The 25,506-nt window shown below is 69.7% G+C and carries 23 protein-coding genes; 20 read left to right on the top strand and 3 right to left on the bottom strand.

All coding sequences use genetic code 11. The features are described from left to right. Window positions 1–35: 35 nt before the first annotated feature. Window positions 36–659 carry a DUF6230 family protein gene (locus KGA66_RS02080; protein ID WP_211463860.1) on the bottom strand — a complete coding sequence of 208 codons (624 nt, stop codon included), beginning with the start codon at window positions 657–659 and terminating at the stop codon, window positions 36–38. Window positions 660–1,496: 837 nt separating this feature from the next. Continuing rightward, complete coding sequence (locus tag KGA66_RS02075) at window positions 1,497–2,477, bottom strand: tetratricopeptide repeat protein (RefSeq protein WP_211463858.1); 981 nt, start codon at window positions 2,475–2,477, stop codon at window positions 1,497–1,499. 193 nt (window positions 2,478–2,670) lie between these two features. Between KGA66_RS02075 and KGA66_RS02070 the strand changes: the two genes are divergently transcribed. The 12 genes from KGA66_RS02070 to mnmA all read left to right on the top strand — a co-directional run bounded on the left by KGA66_RS02070 (window position 2,671) and on the right by mnmA (window position 15,224). Then, window positions 2,671–3,285 carry a TetR/AcrR family transcriptional regulator gene (locus tag KGA66_RS02070; RefSeq protein ID WP_312886697.1) on the top strand — a complete coding sequence of 205 codons (615 nt, stop codon included), beginning with the start codon at window positions 2,671–2,673 and terminating at the stop codon, window positions 3,283–3,285. A 523-nt stretch (window positions 3,286–3,808) separates the two neighbouring features. Next, complete coding sequence (locus KGA66_RS02065; protein WP_211463856.1) at window positions 3,809–4,798, top strand: ABC transporter permease; 990 nt, start codon at window positions 3,809–3,811, stop codon at window positions 4,796–4,798. An 83-nt stretch (window positions 4,799–4,881) separates the two neighbouring features. Next, window positions 4,882–6,672, top strand: coding sequence for an ABC transporter substrate-binding protein (locus KGA66_RS02060; protein WP_211463855.1), 1,791 nt, complete (start codon window positions 4,882–4,884; stop codon window positions 6,670–6,672). A 251-nt stretch (window positions 6,673–6,923) separates the two neighbouring features. After that, a complete protein-coding gene (locus KGA66_RS02055) occupies window positions 6,924–7,919 on the top strand; it encodes an ABC transporter permease (protein ID WP_211463853.1) in 996 nt (331 codons plus the stop codon). After that, window positions 7,916–9,067, top strand: coding sequence for an ABC transporter ATP-binding protein (locus KGA66_RS02050; RefSeq protein ID WP_312886695.1), 1,152 nt, complete (start codon window positions 7,916–7,918; stop codon window positions 9,065–9,067). Before KGA66_RS02055 ends, KGA66_RS02050 begins: the two co-directional genes overlap by 4 nt. A 209-nt stretch (window positions 9,068–9,276) precedes the next feature. Then, a complete protein-coding gene (locus tag KGA66_RS02045; RefSeq protein ID WP_211463851.1) occupies window positions 9,277–9,771 on the top strand; it encodes a helix-turn-helix domain-containing protein in 495 nt (164 codons plus the stop codon). Then, window positions 9,768–10,217: a hypothetical protein gene (locus KGA66_RS02040; RefSeq protein ID WP_211463849.1), complete on the top strand. Its 450-nt coding sequence runs from the start codon at window positions 9,768–9,770 to the stop codon at window positions 10,215–10,217. The genes KGA66_RS02045 and KGA66_RS02040 overlap by 4 nt, the downstream gene beginning before the upstream one ends. Before the next feature lie 193 nt (window positions 10,218–10,410). Further along, window positions 10,411–11,190, top strand: coding sequence for an electron transfer flavoprotein subunit beta/FixA family protein (locus KGA66_RS02035; RefSeq protein WP_211463847.1), 780 nt, complete (start codon window positions 10,411–10,413; stop codon window positions 11,188–11,190). Between the two features lie 21 nt (window positions 11,191–11,211). Continuing rightward, the gene (locus KGA66_RS02030) at window positions 11,212–12,171 is read left to right on the top strand and encodes an electron transfer flavoprotein subunit alpha/FixB family protein (protein WP_211463843.1); all 960 of its coding nucleotides are present in this window, start codon (window positions 11,212–11,214) and stop codon (window positions 12,169–12,171) included. Window positions 12,172–12,249: 78 nt separating this feature from the next. Further along, the gene (locus tag KGA66_RS02025; protein ID WP_211463842.1) at window positions 12,250–13,431 is read left to right on the top strand and encodes a cysteine desulfurase family protein; all 1,182 of its coding nucleotides are present in this window, start codon (window positions 12,250–12,252) and stop codon (window positions 13,429–13,431) included. 62 nt (window positions 13,432–13,493) lie between these two features. Further along, window positions 13,494–14,045 (top strand): Uma2 family endonuclease, encoded by a 552-nt coding sequence (locus tag KGA66_RS02020; RefSeq protein ID WP_211463841.1) that lies wholly within the window; start codon window positions 13,494–13,496, stop codon window positions 14,043–14,045. 63 nt (window positions 14,046–14,108) lie between these two features. Continuing rightward, entirely contained in the window at window positions 14,109–15,224 is a 1,116-nt protein-coding gene (gene mnmA / locus KGA66_RS02015; RefSeq protein ID WP_211463840.1) for a tRNA 2-thiouridine(34) synthase MnmA, read from the top strand. A 49-nt stretch (window positions 15,225–15,273) separates the two neighbouring features. On the opposite strand, the gene KGA66_RS02010 is transcribed toward mnmA, so the two are convergent. Then, entirely contained in the window at window positions 15,274–15,726 is a 453-nt protein-coding gene (locus KGA66_RS02010) for a hypothetical protein (protein WP_211463838.1), read from the bottom strand. A gap of 349 nt (window positions 15,727–16,075) precedes the next feature. Here KGA66_RS02010 and KGA66_RS02005 point away from each other — a divergent pair, with 349 nt between their 5' ends. The 8 genes from KGA66_RS02005 to gatB all read left to right on the top strand — a co-directional run bounded on the left by KGA66_RS02005 (window position 16,076) and on the right by gatB (window position 25,449). Further along, on the top strand, window positions 16,076–17,029 hold the full coding sequence (locus KGA66_RS02005) for a methionine synthase (RefSeq protein WP_369015790.1): 954 nt from the start codon (window positions 16,076–16,078) through the stop codon (window positions 17,027–17,029). Window positions 17,030–17,087: 58 nt separating this feature from the next. Next, window positions 17,088–19,313, top strand: a complete 2,226-nt coding sequence (gene ligA / locus KGA66_RS02000) for an NAD-dependent DNA ligase LigA (protein ID WP_211463834.1) — start codon at window positions 17,088–17,090, stop codon at window positions 19,311–19,313. A 183-nt stretch (window positions 19,314–19,496) separates the two neighbouring features. Then, window positions 19,497–21,542 carry a putative bifunctional diguanylate cyclase/phosphodiesterase gene (locus KGA66_RS01995; protein ID WP_211463833.1) on the top strand — a complete coding sequence of 682 codons (2,046 nt, stop codon included), beginning with the start codon at window positions 19,497–19,499 and terminating at the stop codon, window positions 21,540–21,542. Between the two features lie 146 nt (window positions 21,543–21,688). Next, window positions 21,689–21,997: an Asp-tRNA(Asn)/Glu-tRNA(Gln) amidotransferase subunit GatC gene (gene gatC / locus KGA66_RS01990; protein ID WP_211463830.1), complete on the top strand. Its 309-nt coding sequence runs from the start codon at window positions 21,689–21,691 to the stop codon at window positions 21,995–21,997. A gap of 8 nt (window positions 21,998–22,005) precedes the next feature. Continuing rightward, the gene (gatA, locus tag KGA66_RS01985) at window positions 22,006–23,520 is read left to right on the top strand and encodes an Asp-tRNA(Asn)/Glu-tRNA(Gln) amidotransferase subunit GatA (RefSeq protein WP_211463828.1); all 1,515 of its coding nucleotides are present in this window, start codon (window positions 22,006–22,008) and stop codon (window positions 23,518–23,520) included. Then, on the top strand, window positions 23,517–23,819 hold the full coding sequence (locus KGA66_RS01980) for a hypothetical protein (RefSeq protein WP_211463826.1): 303 nt from the start codon (window positions 23,517–23,519) through the stop codon (window positions 23,817–23,819). The genes gatA and KGA66_RS01980 overlap by 4 nt, the downstream gene beginning before the upstream one ends. Further along, the gene (locus KGA66_RS30770; protein WP_281416331.1) at window positions 23,816–23,947 is read left to right on the top strand and encodes a hypothetical protein; all 132 of its coding nucleotides are present in this window, start codon (window positions 23,816–23,818) and stop codon (window positions 23,945–23,947) included. Before KGA66_RS01980 ends, KGA66_RS30770 begins: the two co-directional genes overlap by 4 nt. Next, a complete protein-coding gene (gene gatB / locus KGA66_RS01975; protein WP_211463824.1) occupies window positions 23,944–25,449 on the top strand; it encodes an Asp-tRNA(Asn)/Glu-tRNA(Gln) amidotransferase subunit GatB in 1,506 nt (501 codons plus the stop codon). Before KGA66_RS30770 ends, gatB begins: the two co-directional genes overlap by 4 nt. Window positions 25,450–25,506: the final 57 nt, after the last annotated feature.

The raw sequence follows: 25,506 nt of genomic DNA, 5'->3' as shown, positions 1-25,506 counted from the left end.
GTGCGGACTCTAACGGATCGTCAGGAAACGGATCGTCAGAAGCAGGGGTTGCTGCCCATGGAAATGCCCAGCGACATGTCGTGCAGCTGGAAGCTGCCCGCGTTGGTCGAGTAGGCCACCTGCTGCACGCCGCTGAGGTCGGCCTTCTCGGCCTGCTGGCCGAACAGTCCCGCCTGGCCCTTCGCGCCGGTGGCGCTCCCGCTGAGCGTCGAGGCGTCCTGGCCGATGTTGATGTTCGTGAACGTCGCGGTGCTGGCGTTCAGCTGCGACATGTCGATGATCAGGTTGTCGGCGTGCACCGGGGTGCTGCCGCCGCCGGCCCTGATGGTCAGCGTGACGTTGCCGATGCCCGGAATTGGAGTCACCACGGACTGGCACAGGTTGGTGATGTCCGCCGAGGCGAACGCTGACACGGCGGCCGGGACCGGCGAGCCGTCGACGTGCTGGTCGACGGTGCCGTACTGCACGAAGCCGGTGCCGGTGAGCGTACCCGCGGTCAGCTTGAACTGCTGGCCCGATACGGCGAACGAGGCCGCGATGGCGCCGTTGGCCATGGCGACGGAAAGTGCGCCCGCGGCAATGACGGTCGGCACCATGACGAGGCCGAGCCGTTTCCACGAGGTGCGCCCGAGAACCTGGGCGCCGGAGGTGTCCTTCACGTCCACTCCTGAAGCTTTGCGCGGCGCCGGATGTCCGGGCCGCGGCGGAACCGAGGGACCGCGCGGCGCCCGCGTTTCCACGGCCGCGCGGTGGTGGCGCTGCGAGCAATGCACCGGCGGACGCGGAAAAGACGCGACTCCATCGGCGCTGACCCGGTGGGGAACCGGGCGAGTCCCACCGTGGGGGTGGGACCCGCCTGACCGGGTAGGAGCGATCGTGCTCGACAGGTGGACGCAATACAAGGGGTTCGTTACCGACCGGTAACCAAGCGGCGGGCGAGCTCAGCGGGGATTTCGCCGGCGCTGTGGCCTCGCGGTCGCTCCGGCATGCCCGCGCAACCCGCTATTCCAGGCATTTCGCGCCGACATACGCACGGCTGACTACGCAGCGCTAGAGAAAGCGGTGACGTGCGCAACGGTAAATAGTTAGTAATGCGCTGCGCGGGGTCACTCGTTCGAGTGACCCCGCGCGGAGGGTCGCTGTGCTACGTGACGAACCGTCATCGCGTGGAAGACACAGGCCGGTCGGCCGATTCACCATGCCTTCCCTGACAATCCGGGCATCCGCGGCAGACCGGCCGTTGCATAAGACCCCGAAACCAGGCCGAAGGATCTCTGAAACTTAGAGGGCGTTTGGTCTGGTTTTGGGGTCAACCATCACGATAGTTAGACGTCCGTTTTGCCCGAGAAGTCGGGTACCAGGCAGCGAATCGGCCAAGCGGCGGCGCTCGCAAGGCGCCGGAACACCCTCATACCGGGTTGTCTGTGGGTGTTTCGGCAACGCAGCGAGCGTCGTCGATCGGCCGATTCGCCCCCAAAACCAGACCAAACGCCCTCTTAGAACAGCAGCGTGGTGAGCCGGGAGCGCGCCGGGCCGACCCGCGGATCCTGCGGACCGAGCAGTTCGAAGTAGTCGAGCAGCAGCTTGCGCGCCCGATCGCGCTCCTCGCCCGTGAAGACCCGCACCGCGGCCAGCAGCAGCGCCAGCGCGGTGTCCGCGTCGCCGGTGGCCATCGCCGCGTCCGCGGCGGCGCACTGCGCGTCGATGTCCTTCGGGTTCTGCTTCGCCAGCGTCATCGCGGCGGCCGGATCGGCGTCCCTGGTCCGCCGCAGCAATTCGACCTGCGCCAGGGCCGGCTTGGCGTCGGGATGGCTCGGGTTCTGGCTCAGCACGTTGTGCAGTGCGCGGGCCGCGCCGTCCAGATCGTCGGCCGCGAGCGCGTCGTAGGCGGCGGCCAGCGCGGGATCCATCGGCGGCTCGGCCGGCTGCGCGCCGCCGGTGTTCCCGCCGCCGAGCCCGAACTCGCGCTGGACCAGCGCCAGCAGCTCACTGACCCACTGGCGCACCTGCGCCTCGGGCTGAGCCCCGGAGAACTCGCCGATCAACTCGCCGGCCACGATCGCCTTGACCGAGGGGACACCCTGGACCCGCAGCGCCTGCACCAGCCGCGGGTTCGCCTCCGCGTCCACCCGAGCGAGCACGAAACCCCCGGAGAACTCGGCGGCCAGCCGCTCCAGCAGATCGGCGAGCTGCCTGCTCTGCTCGGACCAGTCCGCACCCACGTGCAGCACCACCGGCACCTGGAGGGAGCGCTCCAGCACGGTGGACTGGAAGTCGGCCTCGGACACGTCCAACACGTATTCGGAACCCTGAGACGCGGGGCGCAGTGACGCGGAGCCCTGTCCGGTGGCCTGTGACGCGGTGGCCTGGGGAGCGGAGCCCGGGGCCGAGCCCTGCGGCGCTCCCGCGGGCGGACCGGACGGCTGCTTGAGCGCGGACAGGTCCACCACACCCGACATCGAGAACGAAGGTCGCATGTGCTCCATTGTCCCATCCCCGAGGACGCGGATGGCGCACCGCGCGCGAAGCCCGGCGCACCCGTCCCGCACGTCCCACGCGCCCGATCCCCATCGGGCGCTTCCCTCGGTTCCGCGCGGTGCCGCAGTGGACGATTTCCGATACGAGTCGTAGCGTAGCGGAATCTGACGGCGGACGGAAAGGCGGCGCGGCGTGGCGTCGGTCACCGGGAACGGTCGTGAAGGTTCGGAAACGGGCGGGCGCGGCGGCCGTCCCCGGTCCGCTGGGGCCGACGCGGCGATCCTGGCCGCAGCCCGCGCGCTGCTGGCGGAACGCGGCTGGGACGGCATGACCCTGGGCGATGTCGCGGCCCGGGCCGGCGTCGCGAAGACCACGCTCTACCGGCGCTGGCCGGGCAAGGCGGAGCTCGTCGTCGACGCGATGGCCCAGTTGTTCGACACCCTGGAGCCGGCGGACGCCGGCTCGGTGCGTGCCGACGCCACCATTGCCATCAGGGACCTGATAGCGCTGTTGGGCCGCCCGGAGACGCAGACCGCCTTCCTGGCACTGGCCGCGCACGCCGCACGCGACCCCGGGCTGCGCGCCGCCGTCCGGGAGAAGATCGTCGACCGGCAGCGGCGGCTCGTGCATGCCGGGGCACGCCGGGCCGACGCCCGCGGCGAAGGGGGGCGGATCACGGATCCGGACCTGCTGTTCGACGTGATCGCCGGAACGATGGTGCACCGGCTGCTGATCGCCGGCGAGCCGGTGGACGACGGGTACGTCGAGCGCTTCCTCGACCTGGTGCTGCCCGCCGCGACTCGCTGAGTGCGACCCGGCGGGTGCGATGCGATGAGCCCGACGCTACGAATTCGTCGCAACACGTTCGACACATCGAGTCCGATGCGACGTCATCGAGCCACGACCGGTAAGGACCCCAGGTATGCCGCGCCGGACACCCCGCGATAGGGTCGCCCCGACCCAACCCGGCCGGGAGCGCGGTGTTCGAGACCTCGCGCCGTCCGATGCGAAGTGGCAGCAGTCGCCGATGCCCGTAAATGCGCGAAAGATCCGGAACAGTTCGCATACGCCCGGTCACCAGCAGTAAAGGGTGAAAGCGGCGGCATGGCCGACTGATCACGGTTGCGCAACGGAGGCCGACGGGCTCTTCCCTTCGATCTTCCGTTTGGGGCAGGGTCCTGCCTGGCGGCGCCTACCAAGGCGCCGTGTTGAGCAGCACCGCACACGTCGGCGGTGATCCGCGCCGGTGTGCGTAGCCCCACAGGGTCGCGCCGAAGGCGCGGAGAGCCGCTTCGCCTGCACCGAAACGGTTTCTCAAGGACGCGACTCGATGACGATGACCAGGGAGTCGGACGGGACGTTCCTGCCCGGCGCCGACGCCGCGCCGGCCGCGCCGGCGATCGAAGGGCGCTCCCTCGGCCGGATCGCGTGGAACCGACTCAAGAGGGACCGGCTCGCGATGGCCGGCGGCGTCGTGGTCCTCCTGCTCGTGCTCGCGGCGCTGCTGGCGGGTCCGCTGTCCGCCCTCAGCGGCAACGATCCGGACTCGCTGCACAACAAGCTGATCGACCCGAACTATCAGATCCCTTACGGCGGGATGGGCGGTATCAGCGCCCGGCACTGGCTCGGGGTGGACCTGCCCAACGGCCGAGACCTCTTCAGCCGCGTCCTCTACGGAGCCCGGGTCTCGCTGGGCATCGCCGGGACCTCCACCCTGGTCGCCCTCGTGATCGGCGTGGCGCTGGGCCTGGTGGCGGGCTACTTCGGCGGCTGGGTCGACGCGATCATCAGTCGGATCATGGACGTGTTCCTCGCCTTCCCGCTGCTGCTGTTCTCCATCGCGATCATCGGCGTGCTGCCGGACACCGCGTTCGGACTGTCCGGTTCCGGGCTGCGCTTCGGCGTGCTGGTGGTGGTGATCGGCTTCTTCTCCTGGCCCTACATCGGGCGGATCGTGCGCGGTCAGACCATCGCGCTGCGCGAGCGCGAGTTCATCGCCGCCGCCCGCTCCCTCGGCGCCCGGCCGGGCCGGATCATCGTGCGCGAACTGCTGCCGAACCTGCTCGCCCCCATCCTGGTCTACGCGACCCTGCTGATCCCGGCGAACATCCTGTTCGAGGCCGGGCTCTCCTTCCTCGGCGTCGGCGTGAAGGATCCGACGCCGTCCTGGGGCGCGATGATCAACTCCGCGATCAGCACCTTCCAGATCGACCCGGAGTACCTGATCGTGCCCGGCACCGCCATCTTCGTCACGGTCCTGGCGTTCAACCTGCTCGGCGACGGGCTGCGCGACGCCTTTGATCCGAAGGGGTCGCGTTGACCGTGTTACGGCGCGTCTCCGGCATTACCCACCCGGGCCCTGAACGGCCCGGTCACTCGCACACTGAGGGGTTTCTCCGCACCATGCGAAAGACCAAGCTCATCGCCGCGGTCGCGGGCGCGATAGCCGTCGCCACCGCCGCCTCCGCCTGCGGCAGCTCGTCATCGGGCGCTGTCAACTCGTCGACCAGCAGCTTCAACGCGGGCATGACCACGGTCGTGAACCCGTCGTCGCACCCGGGCGGCGTCCTGCGCATGGCGATGGCCTCCGACTGGGACTCGATCGACCCGGGCAACACCTACTACGGCTTCTCCTGGGACTTCATCCGGCTCTACGGCCGCTCGCTGGTGACGTGGAAGCAGGCGCCCGGCACGGCCGGCCTGCAACTCGTGCCGGACCTGGCCACGGACACCGGCCAGGTCTCCCCCGACGGGCTGACCTGGACCTTCCACCTGCGCGACGGCGCCACGTACCAGGACGGCAGCGTGGTCACCGCGGCTGACGTCAAGTACGCGGTCGAGCGCTCGAACTGGGGGCAGGACACGCTGGTCAACGGGCCGGGGTACTTCAAGAACATCGTCCAGGACAAGACGAACTACCGCGGCCCCTACCTCGACAAGAACCCCGCGGACGGGGTCTCCGGCATCGAGGTGGACGGCACCGACACGATCAAGTTCCACCTGACCCGGAAGTTCTCCGACTTCCCCGAGCTGGCGGCGCTGCCCTCGACCATCCCGGTGCCGCGGGCCAAGGACACCGGTGCGAACTACTACAAGTCCGTGGTCTCCTCCAGCCAGTACGAGGTCTCCTCGTACGTGCCGGGCAAGCAGGCCGTGCTGGTGCCGAACCCGAACTTCAAGTCCTCCTCCGACCCGGACGGCATCCACAAGGTCACCGCGGACAAGATCACGGTCCAGCTCGACCTGAACCAGGACCAGCTCGATCAGGAACTGCTGCACGGGCAGCTCGACGTCGACCTCGGCGGCACCGGCGTGGGCACCACCGCGCAGTCGCAGATCCTCGCCAATCCCGCGCTCAAGAGCCAGGCGGACGACGGCTACACCAACGCGCTGACCTTCATGACCATCAACACGCAGGTCAAGCCGTTCGACAACATCGACTGCCGGCGCGCGGTCGAGTTCGCGGTGGACAAGACCACGGTGCAGTCCGCGCTCGGCGGCTCGATCGGAGGCGGTGACATCGCCTCCACGCTGCTGACTCCGAACATGTCCGGCTACGAGCAGTCGAACCGGTACCCGACCCCGGGCAACCAGGGCGACCCGCAGCAGGCCAAGGCGGAGCTGGCGACCTGCCAGAAGGCCGAGCCCGGCCAGTTCACCGGCGGCGGCATGCTCAACGTCAAGCTGTCGGCGCGGCTGGACCGGCCCAAGGAGGTCAACTCGGCGGTCGCCATCCAGGCCGCGCTCGCGCTGGCGAACATCAACGTGGAGATCGAGAAGTACCCCTCGGACAAGTACTTCAGCGCCTTCGCCGGCAACGACGCCTTCGTCAAGTCGAACAAGATCGGCCTGTCGATGATGAAGTGGCTGGCCGACTGGCCGGACGTGTTCGGCGACCTTGACCAGGTCATCACGCCCGACGGCATCCACCCGGGCGGCGGTTCGACCAACCTCGGCGACTACAGCAGCCCGAAGGTGCAGCAGTTGTTCGGCCAGTACCTGGGGACCAACGACGCCGCGACGCGTGCACGGGTCGGTGCGCAGATCGACCAGCAGGCGATGGACGACGCCGCGATCGTGCCGCTGACGTACAACAAGGCGCTGGAATACCACCCGGCGAACGTCGCCAACTGGTACATGCAGCCCGCGTTCGGCATGCCGGACTTCTCCATGCTCGGCGTCTCAGGCAGCTGACCCGCATCGCGTCAGCGCGTGGCGCGCGCCGCTCTCGGCGGTCCCGGCGGATCCGGGGCCCCGGGAGCGGTCCGGGAGGCGGCGGACACCGCTCGCCGCCAGCACCGCAGCAGGAAGCACCGTCGCAAGAAGACCAGCACCAGGAAGCACCGAGCAGGAAACACCGAACAAACCCCACGCTCCGCGAAGGCAGGTGAACGGCCAGCGGCGGCGCCGATCCGCGATCGGCGACGGCCGAGCCACTCATCACGATGCTGACTTACATCGTCCGGCGTCTGCTGGCCGCCGTCGGCCTGCTGCTTGTGGTCACCCTGATCACGTTCTGGATCTTCTATATCCTGCCGCTGTGGGCCGGGCAGACCCCGCAGTCCCTGGCCGCCGCCTACGTCGGCAAGCAGCAGGATCCGCTCGCGCTGCGGGCCGTGGTCGACCGCTTCGGTTTCGACAAACCGCTGTTCGCGCAGTACTTCGACTACGTGATCGGCATCGTCCACGGCCGCACCTACAGCGACGGGGTTTCGCTGATCCACTGCAACGCCCCCTGCTTCGGATACTCGTTCAAGAACTACGAGCAGGTCTGGCCGACTCTGCTCAGCCGCGCGCCGGTGACCGTCTCGATCGCGCTCGGCGCCGGCGTGCTGTGGCTGGTGTTCGGCGTGCTGTCCGGAGTGATCTCGGCAGTACGCAAGGGCAGCATCGCCGACCGCGTGTCGATGGGTATCGCGCTTGCGGGTGTGGCGCTGCCGGTGTACTTCGTCGGCCCGCTCCTTGAAGCGCTCACGGGCCGGTGGAACACCACGTACGTGCCCTTCCTCAGCAATCCGTTCCAGTGGGCGCAGCACCTGTCGATTCCCTGGGTCGCGCTGGCCTTCGGCTACGCGGCTCTGTACGCGCGCATGACCCGGGCGGGCATGCTCGACGCACTCAACGAGGATTTCGTGCGTACCGCACGAGCCAAGGGCGTGCGTGAGCGAAAGGTGCTTTACCGGCACGCACTGCGGTCCGCGCTCACCCCGATCATCACCATCTTCGGCATGGACTTGGGCGCGGTCCTCGGCGGCGCGGTGCTGCTCGAAGTCACCTTCTCGCTGCCCGGCCTCGGCCTGCTCGCGATCAACTCGATTCAGCAGGACGACTTCCCGGTGGTCATGGGCGTGACACTGCTGGCCGCCTTCTTCATCGTGGTCGCCAACATCGTCGTGGACGTGTTCTACGCCGTCGTGGATCCGCGGGTGAGGCTGGCGTGAGCGGCCGGCACAGCAGGCCGAACCAGCCCTCGAACTGGTTCCAGCCGGCGCGCGTGGCGAGCGAGCCGGAGGGCCGGCCGCAGCCTCGCGGCGCCGAGCCTGAGCGCGACGGTCCGGCCTTTCTCGAGGTGCGTGACCTGAACGTGCACTTCCCGACCGAGGACGGCCTGGTCAAGGCGGTGGACGGGCTCAGCTTCACGCTGCGGCGCGGGCAGACCCTCGGCATCGTGGGCGAGTCCGGTTCCGGCAAGTCGGTCACCTCGCTCGCGCTGCTCGGCCTGCACAAGCGGCCGGACAAGCGCGGGCGCGGCGGCGCTCGCATCCGCGGCGAGATCCGGCTGGACGGGGAGGATCTGGTCGCCGCGCCGCCCGAGCGGCTGGAGACGCTGCGCGGCGAGAAGCTGGCGATGGTCTTCCAGGACCCGATGTCCGCGATGCACCCGTACTACACCGTCGGCGAGCAGATCGCGGAGGCGTTCCTGGTGCACAACCGGGCGTCGAAGGCCGTCGCCCGCAAGCGCGCGATCGAGATGCTCGACCGCGTCGGCATCCCGCAGCCGGATGCCCGGGTGGACGACTTCCCGCACCAGTTCTCCGGCGGCATGCGGCAGCGCGCGATGATCGCGATGGCGCTGGTGTGCAATCCGCAGCTGCTGATCGCGGACGAGCCGACCACGGCGCTGGACGTGACGGTGCAGGCGCAGATCCTGGACCTGATGCGGGACCTGCAGCAGGAGTTCAACAGCGCCCTGATCGTGATCACGCACGATCTGGGCGTGGTGGCGGAGCTCGCGGACGACATCATGGTGATGTACGCCGGCAAGGCGGTGGAGTACGGGCCGGCCAAGGCCGTGTTCACGGACCCGGAGCATCCCTACACGTGGGGCCTGCTCGGTTCGATGCCGCGGCTGGACCGGGCCGTGCAGGAGCGGCTGCTGCCGATCCCGGGCAACCCGCCATCGCTGATCAACGTGCCCTCCGGCTGTGCGTTCCACCCCCGCTGCGGGTACGCACAGATGGCCGGTGGGCACTGCCGGAACGAGGTACCGCAGCTCGTAGACAACGGCCAGGGCACGCTCGTCTCCTGTCACCTTTGGCCGCAGCAGCGCCGAGGGCTGTTCGCCGAGCACATCGCTCCGAAGCTGTGAGCAGGTCAGGACAGGACTGGCCCGGACTGACCCGGACTCGATAGTGCGCTGACCACGAACCTTCGCAGGGTGGGCGAGCTGCTGTGCGGATTTCGACGCGCGGAGCTCGACGGCCGGGCATGGCGCCGGGCCGGTGGCGGTGGCGGTGTCGGTGTCGGTGGCTCGACGCGCGGGCGACCAACCGTGAGTTTACCTGCTAAACTCAGAGTATGAACGAACCGTCCGACGTCCCTATCGGCGAAGTCCCGATCAGCGAGGTCCTCATCGACGTCCTCGACGCGGTGCTGTACCTGGACAAGAAGCAGATCGTGGAGGCCGCGGGAGTGCGACTGCACCCGTCGGAGACGCACCTGCTGGTGTGCGCCGTGCGCGGCATGAGCTTCGTCGAGATCGCCCGGCAGTTCGGCATCACCAAGGGCGCCGTGTCGCAGACGGTCTCCCGGCTTGCCGGCAAGGGGATCGTCGTGGTCGACAAGGACCGCTCCCGCAAGAACACCGCCACGGTGCGGCTGACCCCGCTCGGTGAGAGCCTGTACGCCCAGATCACCGCGCTGCGGGCGCGCCTCGGCGCGGATCTCGACAGTTTTCTGGACGGCTACTCACCCGCCGAGGTGGCCACCGTCGCCCGGTTCGCGGCTGATCTGCGCACCTTCGTCCGTGGATCCCTCACGGCGATGTCGACCTCGATAGGAGGAACGAGATGACGAGCCCGAACCGTCTGCTGCACCTGGCCTACTGGACCGGGGCCATCGTGGACGCGGCGATGGTCGTGCTGTTGCTGGCTCCCGGGGCCGCCGGGGCGATGCTGGGTATCGACCGTTTCGCACCGGGGCCGGACTACCGTTACGCCGCCGGGCTGTGCGCTGCATTGATGGCCGGCTGGACGGCGCTGCTGGTCTGGGCGGATCGCGAGCCGGTGCAGCGGCGCGGCGTCCTCGTGCTGACCGTGCTCCCGGTGCTGGTCGGCTTGTTCGCCGCCGGCTGCTACGCCATCGGCAGCGGGTTGGTCCGACTGGCCTACCTCGCGCCGACCCTGGCGTTCCAGCTCGGGGCTTCGGCGCTTTTCCTCGCGGCCTACCGGCGCGCTCGGAAGCTGGCACGGACGAGCGGTTCCCCGGCAGGGCTGGACATGGTCGCAGGCGGACAGTAGGGAAGCCGCGGCGGGCGGGCCATCCCTCCACCCGCGCGCGTGTGGCATGCTGTGGTCCACGACACATTACTGAACGGTAGTTTGGTAGCCGGAATCCCGTATTCTCGGCTGAGGGACTGGAACCGTCCGGCAGGGCACCGGAGGTCCGGCACCCGACTACCGAAAGACCGACCGTGCGGGAGGCGCCGGAGCAATGAAGATCGTTGTCCTTGTTAAGCAGGTGCCCGACACCTGGGCTGAGAAGCGGCTCGATCCCGACACCCTCACCGTCGACCGTGCGTCCGTGGACGGCCTCATCAACGAGATGGACGAGTTCGCCGTCGAGGAGGCGCTGCAGCTGGCCGAGAAGCACGGCGGCGAGGTGACCGTGGTCTGCATGGGCCCTGAGGGCGCGACCGACGCGTACAAGAAGGCGCTGCAGATGGGCGTCGACAAGGCGGTCTTCCTCACCGACCCGGCGCTCGCCGGCTCCGACGCCGTGGGTACGTCCTACGCGCTCGCGCAGGTGCTCGGCACGCTCGAATACGACCTGGTGATCCTCGGCTCCGAGGCCTCCGACGCGCGCACCTCGATCGTCCCGGCGCTGCTGGCCGAGCGTCTCGGCCTGCCTCAGCTGACCTTCGCGTCGAAGGTGGAGGTGGACGGCACGTCGATCAAGATCAACCGGCAGACCGACTACGGCCACGACGTGGTCGAGGCCGGCCTGCCCGCGGTGGTCTCCGTCGTCGAGAAGATCAACGAGCCGCGCTACCCCTCCTTCAAGGGGATCATGGCCGCCAAGAAGAAGCCGGTGCAGACCCTGGACGCGGCCGCCGCGGCCATCGACACCGCGCGGGTCGGCGCAGTCGGCTCGTGGTCCAAGGTGCTGGACGCGACGGTCACCCCGCCGCGTTCGAAGGGCACCATCGTCACCGACGAGGGCAGCGGCGGGGTCGAGCTCGCCGACTTCCTCGCCACGAAGAAGTTCGTCTAGGAAGGGCCGGGTAGCTGTCAGATGGCTGAGATCCTCGTTCTGGTCGACCACGCCGACGGCGCGGTCAAGAAGGTCACCCTCGAACTGCTCACCAAGGCCCGCGAGCTGGGCACGCCGGCCGCCGTGTTCATCGGCTCCGGATACGACGAGGCCAAGGACAAGCTGGCCGAGTACGGCGCCGCGAAGGTGTACGTCGCGCAGGACCCCGAGCTGACCGGCTACGTCGTCGCGCCCAAGGCCGAGCTGCTGGCCAAGCTAATCGCCGAGGCGCAGCCCGCCGCGGTCCTCGTGCCGGCCACCGCCGAGGGCAAGGAGGTCGCCGGACGGCTGGCGATCAAGACCGATTCCGGTGTGATCACCGACGCGGGCGACCTCAGGCTCGACGGGGACCGCCTCGTCGCCGAGCAGTCGATCTTCGGCGGTTCCTCGATCGTGCACTCCGCGGTCACCACCGGCACGCCGATCATCACGATGCGCCCGAACTCGACGCCTCCGGCCGCCGCGCCGGCCGCGGCCGAGCGGGTCGAGGTGTCGGTCGAGCTGAGCGACGCGGCGAAGCTGGCGAAGGTCGTGAACCGGGTCGTGGTGCCCAAGGGCGACCGGCCGGAGCTGACCGAGGCCGCCGTCGTGATCTCCGGCGGCCGCGGCGTCGGCTCGGCCGAGAACTTCTCCGTGATCGAGGCGCTGGCCGACCAACTCGGCGCGGCGGTCGGCGCGTCCCGCGCCGCCGTCGACTCGGGCTGGTATCCGCACCAGTCGCAGGTGGGCCAGACCGGCAAGACCGTCTCCCCGCAGCTCTACATCGCGGCCGGCATCTCCGGTGCGATCCAGCACCGCGCCGGGATGCAGACCTCGAAGACGATCGTCGCGGTCAACAAGGACCCCGAGGCCCCGATCTTCGAGCTGGTGGACTACGGCGTGGTCGGCGACCTGTTCAAGGTGATCCCGCAGCTCACCGAGGAGATCGCGAAGCGCAAGTGACACGGTGCGCGCGTAGTGCGTCGCTCAGGTGATGTGGCCCCGGCGGCACAAGCCGGGGCCACTACACTTGAGAGTGAAATGACTTATCTCGATCACGCGGCCACCACGCCGCTGCATCCTGACGCCGTCGCGGCGATCACCGAGCAGTACATGCGGGTCGGCAACGCGAACTCGCTGCACGGCTCGGGGCGCGCGGCCCGCCGCGTGGTCGAGGAGTCCCGAGAGGCGCTGGCCGAGTCTCTGGGCGCGCGGCCGAGCCACGTCGTGTTCACCGGCGGCGGCACCGAGGCCGACAACCTGGCGGTCAAGGGCCTGTACTGGGCGCGGCGCGCGGCGGATGCGCGCCGCACCCGCATCCTCGCGCCGAAGATCGAGCACCACGCGGTTCTGGACACGCTGCACTGGCTCGCCGAGCACGAGGGCGCGAGCATCGACTGGGTGCCCGTGGACGCGCACGGCCGGGTACATCCCGCGGCACTGGACGAAGCGATCCGGCGCGGTCCCGGCCCACAGTCCGTCGCCCTGGTGACCGTCATGTGGGCCAACAACGAGGTCGGCACCGTGCAGCCGGTCCTGGACCTGGTCGCCGTGGCACACGCCCACGACCTGCCGATCCACTCGGACGCGGTACAGGCTTTCGGCCATCTGCCGGTGGACTTCACCGCCAGCGGCCTGGACGCCATGACCGTCACGGCGCACAAGATCGGCGGCCCGATCGGCGTCGGCGCGCTGCTGCTGGACCGCAAGGCCGAGCTCACGCCGCTGCTGCACGGCGGCGGCCAGGAGCGCGACGTGCGGTCGGGCACGCTGGACACCCCCGCGATCGCCGGTTTCGCCGCTGCCGCCACCGCTGCCGTGCGCGAACGGGATCAGGAGGCCAAGCGCCTGGCACAGCTGCGGGACCTGCTGATCGACGAGGTGCTCGACGCGGTCCCGGACGCGGTGCTGTCGGGCGATCCGGATCGCGGCCCCGAGGCGCGGCTGCCCGGTATCGCGCACTTCTGCTTCCCCGGCTGCGAAGGCGACTCGCTGTTGCTGTTGCTCGACGCGCAGGGCATCGAGTGCTCCACCGGTTCGGCCTGTTCGGCGGGTATCGCACAGCCGAGCCACGTGCTGCTGGCGATGGGCGTGCCGTCGCAGCTGGCGCGGTGCTCGTTGCGGTTCTCCCTCGGCCGCACCTCGACGACCGAAGACGTCGAGACGCTGGTCGAAGCACTCCCGGCCGTGGTCGACCGGGCCCGCTCCGCCGGCCTGAGCTGAGCTGGCCGCCTCGCCTGATTGCTACTCTGGATCCACCGGCAGAAACCGGAAGGAGCCGTGTCATGACAGCACCGACCCTCCCCATGACGCCAGAGGATGGTTGGACACTCGACAACCTCCCGGACAACCTGCCGAAGCACACGGAACTGATCCGTGGGGTTCTCGTCATGAGTCCGCAGAAGACCTGGCACATGGCGATCATCCGCATGTTCGACCGGCAGCTGTACGACCAGGTGCCGGACGAGTACGCGCTTCTTTTCGAGATGGCAGTGCGGCGCAGCAATCGCTCCGCCCCTGAGCCGGATCTCTCGATCGTGCGCGCCGGCGCGGTCGAAGCCGACAAGAGCATTTACTCACCGGCTGATGTTCTTGTCGCGGCTGAGATCATCTCGCCGGAGTCCGAGGAGCGCGATCGCGAGGACAAGCCGATCATGTACGCGGCGATGGGCATCCCGACCTTCTGGCTCGTCGAGCGCGGCGCGGACCTGGCGCCGATCGTGCATGAGCACCAGCTCTACGGGGGCGCTTACCGGCTGATGCGGACACACATCGGCCATCTGCAGACCGAGATCCCGTTCTCGATGGAGGTCCGGCTCGAGGCGCCGAAGCTGTAGAGCAGTCCATCTCGGCTGATCATCTGAACAAATCGGCTCGCGGCAGCACGTACCCTATTAACCATGCGTGTTCTTGCGGCGATGTCCGGGGGAGTGGACTCGGCGGTGGCGGCCGCCCGGGCCGTCGAGGCCGGGCATGAGGTGACCGGGGTCCACCTCGCGCTGTCCAAGAACCCGCAATCCTTCCGCACCGGGGCGCGTGGCTGCTGCACCGTCGAAGACTCGCGCGACGCCCGCCGCGCCGCCGACGTGATCGGCATCCCGTTCTACATCTGGGACCTCGCCGAACGCTTCCACGCCGACGTGGTCGACGACTTCGTCAGCGAATACGCCGCCGGACGCACTCCGAATCCCTGCCTGCGCTGCAACGAGAAGATCAAGTTCTCCGCCGTGCTGGACAAGGCGCTAGCGCTCGGCTTCGACGCGGTGTGCACAGGGCACTACGCGCGCATCGTGCAGCACTCGAACGGCGCGCGCGAACTGCACCGCGCCGTCGATCCGGCCAAAGACCAGTCCTACGTCCTCGGCGTCCTGGACGCGGAGCAACTGGCCCGCGCCCTGTTCCCGCTCGGCGACTCGCTCAAGACCGACGTGCGGGCCGAGGCCGACCGGCGCGGCCTCGCCGTCGCCGACAAGCCGGACTCGCACGACATCTGCTTCATCGCCGACGGCGACACCCGCCGCTTCCTCGCCGAGCGACTGGGCACCGAGACCGGCCCGATCGTGGACACCACCGGCGCCGTGGTCGGTTCGCACTCCGGCGCGTACGGCTTCACCATCGGCCAGCGCAAGGGGTTACGGATCGGCGACCCGGCTGGCGACGGTCGGCCGCGCTACGTGCTGGACATCTCTCCGGTGACCAACACCGTCACGGTGGGCACAACGGAGGAACTGGCCGTGACCGAGGTCTCCGGTAGCCATCCGCGTTGGTGCGGTCCGGTCGATGCGGAAGAGTTCGAGTGCCTAGTGCAGATGCGCGCGCACGGCGAGCCGGTCCCCGCGGCAGTGCGGTACGACGTGGAACAGGGCGTTGTCACGGCACAGCTTTCGTCGCCCGCACGCGGGATCGCGCCCGGGCAGACCGCAGTGCTCTACGACGGAACGCGCGTCATCGGCTCGGCCACGATCAGCGCGACGCGCCGCGCTACCGAGCAGGCCGGAACGCGCGCCGGGCACTGACAAGCCGGGCACGACGAGGAGTCCCCGGGAGTCCACCAAGGCCCTTCGGTCAGACGTCGAAGCGCACGTACACCCCGCGCCGCTCGTTGTGCGCCACCTCGGCCAGCAACGAGAGCGACCGCAACAGCGCTCCGTAGCGTTGCGCGTTCCAGTCCGCGCCCCACGCCCGCAGCTCCCAGTCCAGCGCGATGTCGTCGAGTTCTTCGTCGATGCGGCCGCGTAGGCTGCGGGCCAGCGCCGGACGGACGCAAAGCACGACGCGTTCCTCCGTGCCCTGCGCCAACGCGCCGGGTCCCGGCGCCAGCTCGCGTGCCGGTGTGAGCACCGCCTCCCGCACCGCCACAGGGTCGTGGCCGGTCATCAGCGTGTCCAGCTCCAGCAGTTGCGCCGGGTCCAGATCCGCCGCGTCTACGCAGGCCAGGTCGAGTCCGTCGGTCTCGCCCCCGGCGGTCGCCAGCCGCAGCAGTTGCTCGGCGTCGGCCGCGAAGAAGATAGTCTGCATGCGGTTCCCTCCTCTGCCGCTGCTTGCCGTTGCTCCCTGTGCCCGTGTTTCAGAATTTTCAACGTCAGACACGCTGCTACCCGTTCCAGCCCGGCTAAGTCGTGTCGCGGACCGGCGCGCGGGATCACTACCCCGTTGAGTGCCAGAGTGTTGCAGAACCGCCGGTGTCGCGCAGCGGATTTGGTGCGCGTTCGCTGAGTCGGAGGAAGCGACCGGACGGTCTAGGCTCGGCTGCATGACCACCGCTGCTGCCGATTCTGACCCCCGACGCGCGCCCGAGCCGCCACCCGCGCCCGCCGCGACAGGAGTCGGATCGTTACCCGGCGACGACATGGCCGAGTCGATCCGCATGGTCATGGGCGAGCTCGGCGAGCCGCCGGGGGTGCCCTTTCTCCCCGAACTTCCGCAACGCGGCGTCGGCGCGGACATGATCGGGCGCGGTGCCGCGCTCCTGGTCGACCTCTACGCGGAGGTCCAGCCCTCCGGATGGCGGATCGTGGACCGGCCCGGACGCGATCACGGACGGGCGCGAAGCCACCTGTCGGCGGACCTGGATCTGCTGGAGGAGTACACGCAGGGGTACGTCGGCCCGCTCAAGATCCAAGTCGCTGGACCGTGGACTATGGCAGCTGCGGTCGAGTTACCGCACGGCGACAAGATGCTCGCGGATACGGGCGCAGTACGCGACGTCGCCGCTTCCCTTGCCGAAGGACTGCGGTTGCACGCGCAGGACTTGCGAAAGCGAGTGCCCGGCGCGCAGCTTGTCATCCAGCTTGATGAACCGTCACTGCCCGGCGTGTTGAAGGGCTCCGTCCGTACCGCAAGCGGCTTCGGCGCTTTGCGCGCGGTCGAGGAGAACGTCGTACGCGACCTCCTGCGGTCCGTCATCGACGGCGTCAAAGCCGGCGGCCCGGCAGACTCGGCCATTCCTGTCATCGTGCACTGCTGTGCGCCGGACGTACCGTTCGGCACGCTGCATCGTGCCGGGGCGGCAGGCATCTCCTTTGATATGTCGTTGTTGTCCGGACGGCATGACGAGGCTCTGGGCGAGCTCATCGAGGCTGGCGTGCTCCTGCTTGCCGGCGTCGTTCCCTCGACCGAGCCGGCCACGCCCGGGCCGGCCGTGAGCGAGCTGAGGGACCGCGTGCTCCGCCTGCGGCGCCTGGGTTTCTCCTGGCCGCAAGTGGCCGAAGCGGTGATCGTCACCCCGTCCTGCGGCCTTTCCGGGGCATCGCCCGGCTGGGCGCGCCGGGCCCTGCGGCTGTGCCGGGACACCGCTCGGGCCCTTGAAGAGGTTGACTAGTCTTGTCGGTGGCGGCCGGTAGGTTCTGACCTACCGACGAGCACGAGGGGACGGTCCGATGGCTGGTGAACCGGCTGGCGGCGCGGCTGGCAGCGACCCGCTGAGCGCCGCGCGCTCCCGGCATGCCGACCTGGCGGAGCAGATCGAGGAGCACCGGTTCCGCTATCACGTGGCGGACGCGCCGACGATCTCCGACGGCGAGTACGACGCGCTGATGCGCGAGCTCGACGCGCTGGAGCGGGATAACCCGCAGCTGCGCACCCCCGACTCGCCGACCCAGAGGGTGGGCGGCGCGGTCTCCACCGAGTTCACCTCGGTGCCGCACATCGAACGGATGCTCTCGCTGGCCAACGCCTTCGACTTCGCGGAGCTCGACTCCTGGCACGAGCGGGTGCTCAAGGAGGTCGGCGCGGTCCCGGCGTACCTGTGCGAGCTGAAAGTCGACGGGCTGGCGATCTCCCTGGTCTACGAACACGGCCGGCTCGCGCGCGCCGTCACCCGGGGTGACGGGCGCATCGGCGAGGACGTGACGCCGAACGTCCGCACGATCGAGGGTGTACCCCATCGCCTGGCCGGCAGTGCCGAGCACCCGGTGCCGGAGCTGGTCGAGGTGCGCGGCGAGATCTACTTCCCGGCCGCGCAGTTCGACGACTTCAACGCGGCCATGCAGGAGTCCGAGGGCCGCACCTTCGCGAACCCGCGCAACGCCGCGGCCGGCTCGCTGCGGCAGAAGGACCCGAAGATCACGGCGCAGCGCCCGCTGCGGATGGTCGTGCACGGCATGGGCGCGCGCCGCGGGCTGACGGTCGACTCGCAGTCGCACTCGTACGAACTGCTGCGCGCTTGGGGGCTGCCGACCTCCGACCGGGTCCGGGTGGTTGACAGCCTGGACGGGGTCAAGGAGTACATCGAGTACTACGGCAAGCACCGGCACGACGTCGAGCACGAGATCGACGGCGTCGTGGTCAAGGTCGACGACCTGGCGCTGCAAGGCCGCCTCGGCGCCACCTCCAAGGACCCGCGCTGGGCCATCGCCTTCAAGTACCCGCCGGAGGAGGTCACCACCAAGCTGCTCGACATCAAGGTCCAGGTCGGCCGCACCGGCAGGGTCACGCCGTACGCGGTGATGGAGCCGGTCAAGGTGGCGGGTTCCACGGTCGGCTTCGCCACTTTGCACAACCAGGAGGTCGTCGAGCGCAAAGGCGTGCTCATCGGCGACACCGTGATCCTGCGCAAGGCCGGGGACGTGATCCCGGAGATCGTCGGGCCGGTGGTGGACCTGCGCGACGGCAGCGAGCGGCCGTTCGAGATGCCGAAGAACTGCCCGGACTGCGGTACGCCGATCGCCGCCCAGAAGGAGGGCGAGATCGACCTGCGCTGCCCCAACACGCGGCACTGTCCCGGACAGATAAGGGAGCGCGTCGCGTACCTGGCCGGCCGCAGCGCCCTGGACATCGAAGCACTCGGATATGAAGCCGCCGTCGCGCTCACCCAGCCCGACGACGGGGAGCCGCCGCTGCGCGACGAGGGCGACCTGTTCGACCTGACGGTGCAGAAGCTGGCCGCACCCCGGATGAGGCAGCAGGCCCGCGGCAAGGACGCGAAGGACGGCGACCGGGAACTGGTGCCCTACTTCTACACCAAACCCACGGCCAAGAAGCCCTCGGTCCCCACGAAGACCACCGAGCAGCTGATCGAGCAGCTGGAGGCGGCGAAGACCCGCGAGCTGTGGCGCTACCTGGTGGCCCTGTCCATCCGGCACGTCGGCCCGAGCGCGGCGCGGGAGCTGGCCCGCGAACTGCGCTCGCTGGAGCGGGTGTCCCGGGCGACGGCCGAGGAACTGGCCGCCATCGAGGGCGTCGGACCGACGATCGCGCAGTCCATCGTCGAGTGGTTCGCGGTCGACTGGCACCGGCAGATCGTCGAGCGCTGGCTCGCCGCCGGGGTACGCCCGTCGGTCCCGGCCGACACCGGGCCCAAGCCGCTGGCCGGGCTCACCCTGGTGATCACGGGCACGCTGGCCGGTTACACCCGGGACGGGGCCAAGGAGGCGGCGCAGGCCGGCGGAGCGAAGGTGGCCGGTTCGGTCTCGAAGAAGACCTCATATGTCGTGGTCGGGGAGAATCCGGGCTCGAAGCATGACAAGGCGGTCGAACTCGGCGTACCGGTCCTCGACGAGGACGGGTTCCGGCGGCTGCTGGAGCAGGGCCCTCCCACCGCACCTGCGGGGTCGGACGAGGGTGCCGGGACCGAAGGGGGTGCTTCCCCTTCCGGGGCGGCGTAATCCTGCCATTTTCAATCAGGCTTGTTTGAGTCACGATCTGCCGCCAGCCCTCGCGGGAGTACGAGCCTTGCGAATAATCTGGGTCGGTCGGATCCGGGCGCAGCGCACCGAGACCGCGGCCGCGCCTTCCATGCCGGCCGCGCGGCGTCGGCCGGGACGCGCGAGAGACCAGGGCGAGGGCGGATGGCGCAGGCGGTGCACCGTACTGACGCTGTCGCGCGCCCGCTCGCGTTCCGCGCCTATCTGCTGCTGACCAACGTCGCCGGCGCCTGCGTGATCGGCTACGCGGCGGCCCGGGTGATCCAGGACCTGAACAGCGGGCACCTGCGCGGCTCCGGCGCGGCCTGGCTGCTCGGCCTGCTGGTCGTCGTCGGCGAGCTGCGGCCGGTGCTGGCCCGGCACGAGCACGACGGCTCGACCACCGCGGTCGCGTTCTCGCTGGCGCTGCTGAGCCTGTGCGGCTGGCACGCCGCCGCGCTCGCGCAGGGCGCCGCGGTGGTGGTGTGCGCTGTGGTCAACCGGCACAGCTGGTGGCGCACCACCTTCAACGTGACCCAGTACGCGGTCTCTCTCGCGCTCGGCGGCCTGGTGTTCGGGCTCTTCTTCCAGCATCCGCTGCAGATCGGCGACGCGCTCGGCTGGCACCGCTCGCTCGCGCTGCTGGCCGCGGGGATCGTGTACGCGACGGCCAACCACCTGTTCGTCTGGGCGGCGCTCAGCCTGTCCAGTGGCGTGCCGCTGCCCGACCTGATCCGGCGTGAGGCCGTGCACCAGGTCAAGGCGACCGGCGCGATGGTGGCGCTCGCGCCGCTGGTCGCGTCGGTGGCGCTGAGCGACCCGGGCCTGCTGCCGTTCTTCGTTCCCGTGCTGCTGATCGTGCACGGCAACGCCGAGGTCGGCCGCGAACGCGACTGGGAGTCCAGTCACGACGAGCTGACCGAGCTGCCCAACCGCAAGATGCTGCGTGAACACGGCGAGCAGGCGCTCGCGGAGGCCGCGCGCACCGGGCGGCACGTGGCACTGCTGCTGCTCGACCTGGACCGCTTCAAGGAGGTCAACGACACTCTCGGCCACCTGACCGGTGATGAGCTGCTGCGCGTCGTCGCCGAGCGGCTCGGCTGCGCGGTCGGGGCCGGGGAGACGGTCGCCCGGCTGGGCGGAGACGAGTTCGCGGTGCTGCTGCCGAACGTGCCCGACGAGCTGGCGGCGGTCGAGGCGGCGCACCGCCTGGCCGAGATCTTCCAGGACCCCTTCCCGCTGCACGGGATAACGCTCGACCTTGAGGCGTCGGTCGGTGTAGCGCTCTATCCCGACCACGCCGAGGAGTTCGAGCAGCTGCTGCAGCGCGCCGACGTGGCGATGTACCTGGCGAAGAAGTCCCGTTCGGTCGTCGCCTGCTACGAGGCCGGCCGGGATTTGAACACCCCCGACCGGCTCGCCCTGCTCGGAGACCTGCGCCGGGCACTGGAGGCCGGGGAGGTGCAACTGCACTACCAGCCGAAGGTGGCGTTCGCGACCGGGCAGGTGGTCGGGTTCGAGGGCCTGGTGCGCTGGCAGCACGCCACCCGCGGGGCGGTGAATCCGGAGGAGTTCGTCGAGCTGGCCGAACAGACCGGGCTGATGCCGAAACTGACCGCGTACGTGGTCGACCAGGCGCTCGCTCAGGTCGCACGCTGGTGGCGCTCGGGTCTGGCGGTACCGGTAGCGGTCAACGTCTCGATGCGCGACATCCACTGGCCCGGGTTCGTCCCGGCGATCCAGGCCGGGCTGCTCAAGTACGGTGTCCCGCCGACGGCGCTGCAGCTGGAGATCACCGAGCGGGTGCTGCTGGAGGACCCGCAGCGCGCGGCCGCCACGCTCGGCGGCCTTGAGGCGCTGGGCGTGCGCCTTTCTCTCGACGACTTCGGCACCGGCTACTCCTCGCTGGTGTTGTTGCGCAAGATCCCGGTCAACGAGATCAAGATCGACAAGTCCTTCGTCGCCCGGCTGGCGCACGACCCCGAGGACGCGGCGATCGTGCGTTCGACCGTGGACCTCGCCCACTCGCTCGGCCTGCACGTGGTCGCCGAGGGGGTCGAGGACGACGTCACCTGGGACCGTCTCGCCGCGCTCGGCTGCGACGCCGCGCAGGGCTGGCTGCTGGCGAAGGCGCTGCCCGCGCCCGAGGCCACCCGCTGGCTCAACGGCCGTTCCGCCGGGCCCGAGCGCGAGTCCTACCTCGTGCGCTGAGTGGGAGGCCGGGCGCTCGGTTATCCACAGGGCGGTGAAATGCGGCGGGTTGCGAGGGGCGGCGCGACTAGGATTGCAGCCAGACGCTCTACGCTACACGCGGTGTAATCCCTGTCTGTCGATCTCCGTAGGAAGGTTCGGCCCCGATGCCCTCGATCACCCGCGAGGAGGTGGCACACCTCGCCAAGCTCTCCCGCCTGGAGCTCAGTGACGCCGAACTCGACCACTTCGCCGGCCAGCTCGACGCGATCGTCAGCGCGGTGGCCCGGGTCGGCGAGCTGCCGACCGAGCACGTCCCGCCGACCTCGCATCCGCAACCACTGACCAACGTCTTCCGCGCGGACATCGTGCGGCCTGCCGGCACGCCGGTCCTCGACCGCGCCGAGGTGCTGGCCCAGGCGCCCGCGGCCGAAGACGAGCGCTTCCGGGTCCCGCGCATCCTCGGGGAGGACTGAGGTTGTCCATGTACGCATCAGGTTCCGACGCCATCCGCCGCACCGCCGCCGATCTGGCCGCCGCGATAGCCTCCGGCGAGTTGTCCGCCGTCGAGGTCACCCAGGCGCACCTGGACCGGATCGCCAAGGTGGACGACAAGGTGAAAGCCTTCCTGCACGTGGACGCACAGGGCGCGCTTGCCGCCGCGGCGGCCGTGGACGCCAAGCGCGCCAAGGGGGAAAGGCTCGGCCCGCTGGCCGGTGTGCCGCTCGCGCTCAAGGACGTGTTCACGACCCGCGGCGTCCCCACCACCTGTGGATCGAGGATCCTCGAAGGCTGGCTGCCGCCGTACGACGCCACCGTGGCCCGCAGGCTGCGGGAAGCCGACGTGGTGATCATCGGCAAGACCAACATGGACGAGTTCGCGATGGGCTCCTCCACGGAGAACTCCGCCTACGGCCCGACCCGCAACCCGTGGGACCTCGAGCGCGTCCCGGGTGGTTCCGGCGGCGGCTCGGCGGCGAGCCTGGTCGCGTTCGAGGCGCCGCTGGCGATCGGCTCCGACACCGGCGGCTCGATCCGCCAGCCCGCCGCCGTCACCGGCACCGTCGGGGTCAAGCCCACCTACGGCTCGGTGTCCCGCTACGGGCTGGTGGCCTTCTCCTCCAGCCTCGACCAGGGCGGGCCGTGCGCGCGCACGGTGCTGGACGCCGCGCTGCTGCACGAGATCATCGCGGGGCACGACCCGCTCGACTCGACCTCGATCGACATGCCGGTCCCACCGGTGGTCGCGGCGGCGAGGCGGGGCGCCGACGAGGGCGTGCGGGGCCTGCGGATCGGCGTGGTGAAGCAGTTCGACGGCGAGGGCTATGCCCCCGGCGTGCGCCAGCGCTTCCACGAGTCCGTGGAACTGCTGGCCGGCCTCGGCGCCGAGGTGGTGGAGATCGACGCGCCGTCCTTCGACCACGCGCTGCCCGCCTACTATCTGATCGCGCCGAGTGAGTGCTCTTCGAACCTGGCCCGGTTCGACGCGATGCGCTACGGGCTGCGCGTCGGCGACGACGGCGTGCACAGCGCCGAGGAAGTCACCGCGCTGACCCGTGAAGCCGGCTTCGGACCGGAGGTCAAGCGCCGCATCATGCTCGGTACGTACGCGCTGTCCTCCGGTTACTACGACGCGTACTACGGACAGGCGCAGAAGGTGCGGACCCTGATCATCCGGGACTTCGAGAAGGCGTTCGAGCGCGTCGACGTGCTGGTCTCGCCGACCACCCCGACGACCGCGTTCAAGATCGGCGAGCGCGTGGACGACCCGGTGTCGATGTACTTGGCCGACCTGTGCACGATCCCGACCAACCTGGCGGGCAACGCGGGCATGTCCGTGCCCTGCGGCCTGGCGCCCGAGGACGGCCTGCCGGTGGGTTTCCAGATCTTGGCGCCCGCGCTCCAGGACGACCGGCTCTACCGGGTCGGCGCCGCGCTGGAGGCGGCACTCGAAGACCGGTGGGGGCACCCGATCCTGGAGGAGGTCCCGGCGCTGTGAACGCAGACAAGGGCAAGGAAACCAAGGAAAAGCCGATCGTGAAGGTACCCAAGAGCAAGATCGGCCGTGCCTTCTTCTTCGGTTCGCAGGTCGCGGGCGCCCTGTCCGCGGTCCGCTCGCTGCGCGCCGCCCGGCAGAAGAGCGACCGGCTCGCGCTGGTGCACGCGGTGCTGAACGCCGCGATGCTGGTGGTGACCTTGCTTGTCGCGGCGCGCACCGTCCGCGAGGCCAAGCAGGTGGCCGCGGCGCCCGCGGCCGAGCCGCTGATGCTCCCGGCCGCCTCGGGCGCGGGCAAGTGACGGCCGCGAGCACCGTGTTCCACCGCACCGTGTTCCACCGCACCGTGACCGCCGGCTTCGTGACCGCCGGCTTCGAGTCCTTCGACGATTACCTCACGACCGCATTGAAGGAGCTGCACTTCCCATGAGCATCGCGAAGACTCAAGAGCTCCTCGGGTTCGACGAGGCACTGGAGCGGTACGACCCGGTGATGGGCCTGGAGGTCCACGTCGAGCTGGGTACGAACACGAAGATGTTCTGTTCCTGTCCGACCGAGTTCGGCGCCGCGCCGAACACGCAGGTGTGCCCGACCTGCCTCGGGTTGCCGGGATCGCTGCCCGTGGTCAACGGCGCCGCGGTCGAGGGCGCGATCCGCATCGGCCTGGCGCTGCACTGCGAGATCGCGCAGTGGTGCCGGTTCGCGCGCAAGAACTACTTCTACCCGGACATGCCGAAGAACTTCCAGACCTCCCAGTACGACGAGCCGATCTCGTACAACGGGTATCTGGACGTCGAGGTCGACGGGCGCAGCTTCCGCATCGGGATCGAGCGCGCGCACATGGAGGAGGACACCGGCAAGTCCACGCACGTGGGCGGAGCGACCGGCCGGATCCACGGCGCGGACTACTCGCTGGTGGACTACAACCGGGCCGGCATCCCGCTGATCGAGATCGTGACCAAGCCGATCGAGGTGCCGGGGCACCTGGCTCCGGCCGTCGCGCGCGCGTACGTCACCGAGTTGCGCGAGCTGATCAGGGCGCTGGGTGTCTCCGAGGCGCGGATGGAGCGCGGCCAGATGCGCTGCGACGTGAACCTGTCGCTGCGGCCGAAGGGCGAGACGAAGTTCGGCACCCGCTCCGAGACCAAGAACGTCAACTCGCTGCGTTCGGTGGAGCGGGCGACCAGGTACGAGATCCAGCGGCACGCGGCGGTGCTCGCCTCCGGCGGAAGAATCGTGCAGGAGACCCGGCATTTCCACGAAAACGAGGGCACGACCACCTCGGGCCGGGTGAAGGAGGAGGCGGAGGACTACCGTTACTTCCCCGAGCCCGACCTGGTTCCGGTGGCCCCCTCGCGCGAGTGGGTCGAGCAGTTGCGCGGCACGCTGCCGCAGTCGCCGACCGTGCACCGGCGCCGGCTGGCGGCCGAGTGGGGCATCTCCGAGTTCGACATGCAGACGGTCGTCAACGCCGGGGCGCTGGAGCAGATCGTGGCCACCATCGACGCGGGCGCCCCCAGCGACCAGGCGCGCAAATGGTGGACCGGCGAGCTGGCCCGGGTCGCCAACGAGCGCGGCGTGGACGTCGGCGAACTGCCGATCACCCCGGCGCAGGTGGCCCGGGTGGTGGGGCTGATCCAGGGCGGTGAGCTGACCGACAAGCTGGCGCGGCAGGTCGTCGAGGGCGTACTCGCGGGCGAGGGCGACCCGGACGCGGTGGTCGCGGCGCGCGGCCTGAAGGTGGTCTCGGACGACTCGGCGCTGCTGGCCGCGATCGACGCGGCGATCGCGGCCAATGCCGCGGTCGCGGAGAAGATCCGCGCCGGCAACCACGCGGCGGTCGGTGTGATCATCGGCGCGGTCATGAAGTCCACGCGCGGCCAGGCGGACGCCGCGCGGGTACGCGAACTGGTGCTCGGCCGACTGTCGTAAAAGCAGCCGAACCGCCGAACGGCCGTCGGCGGGGTCCGGCACCGATCAGGGAGTCGG

Source organism: Actinocrinis puniceicyclus, from assembly GCF_018283645.1.
Classification (GTDB): domain Bacteria; phylum Actinomycetota; class Actinomycetes; order Streptomycetales; family Catenulisporaceae; genus Actinocrinis; species Actinocrinis puniceicyclus.
This window is presented reverse-complemented; position numbering and strand designations above follow the sequence as displayed.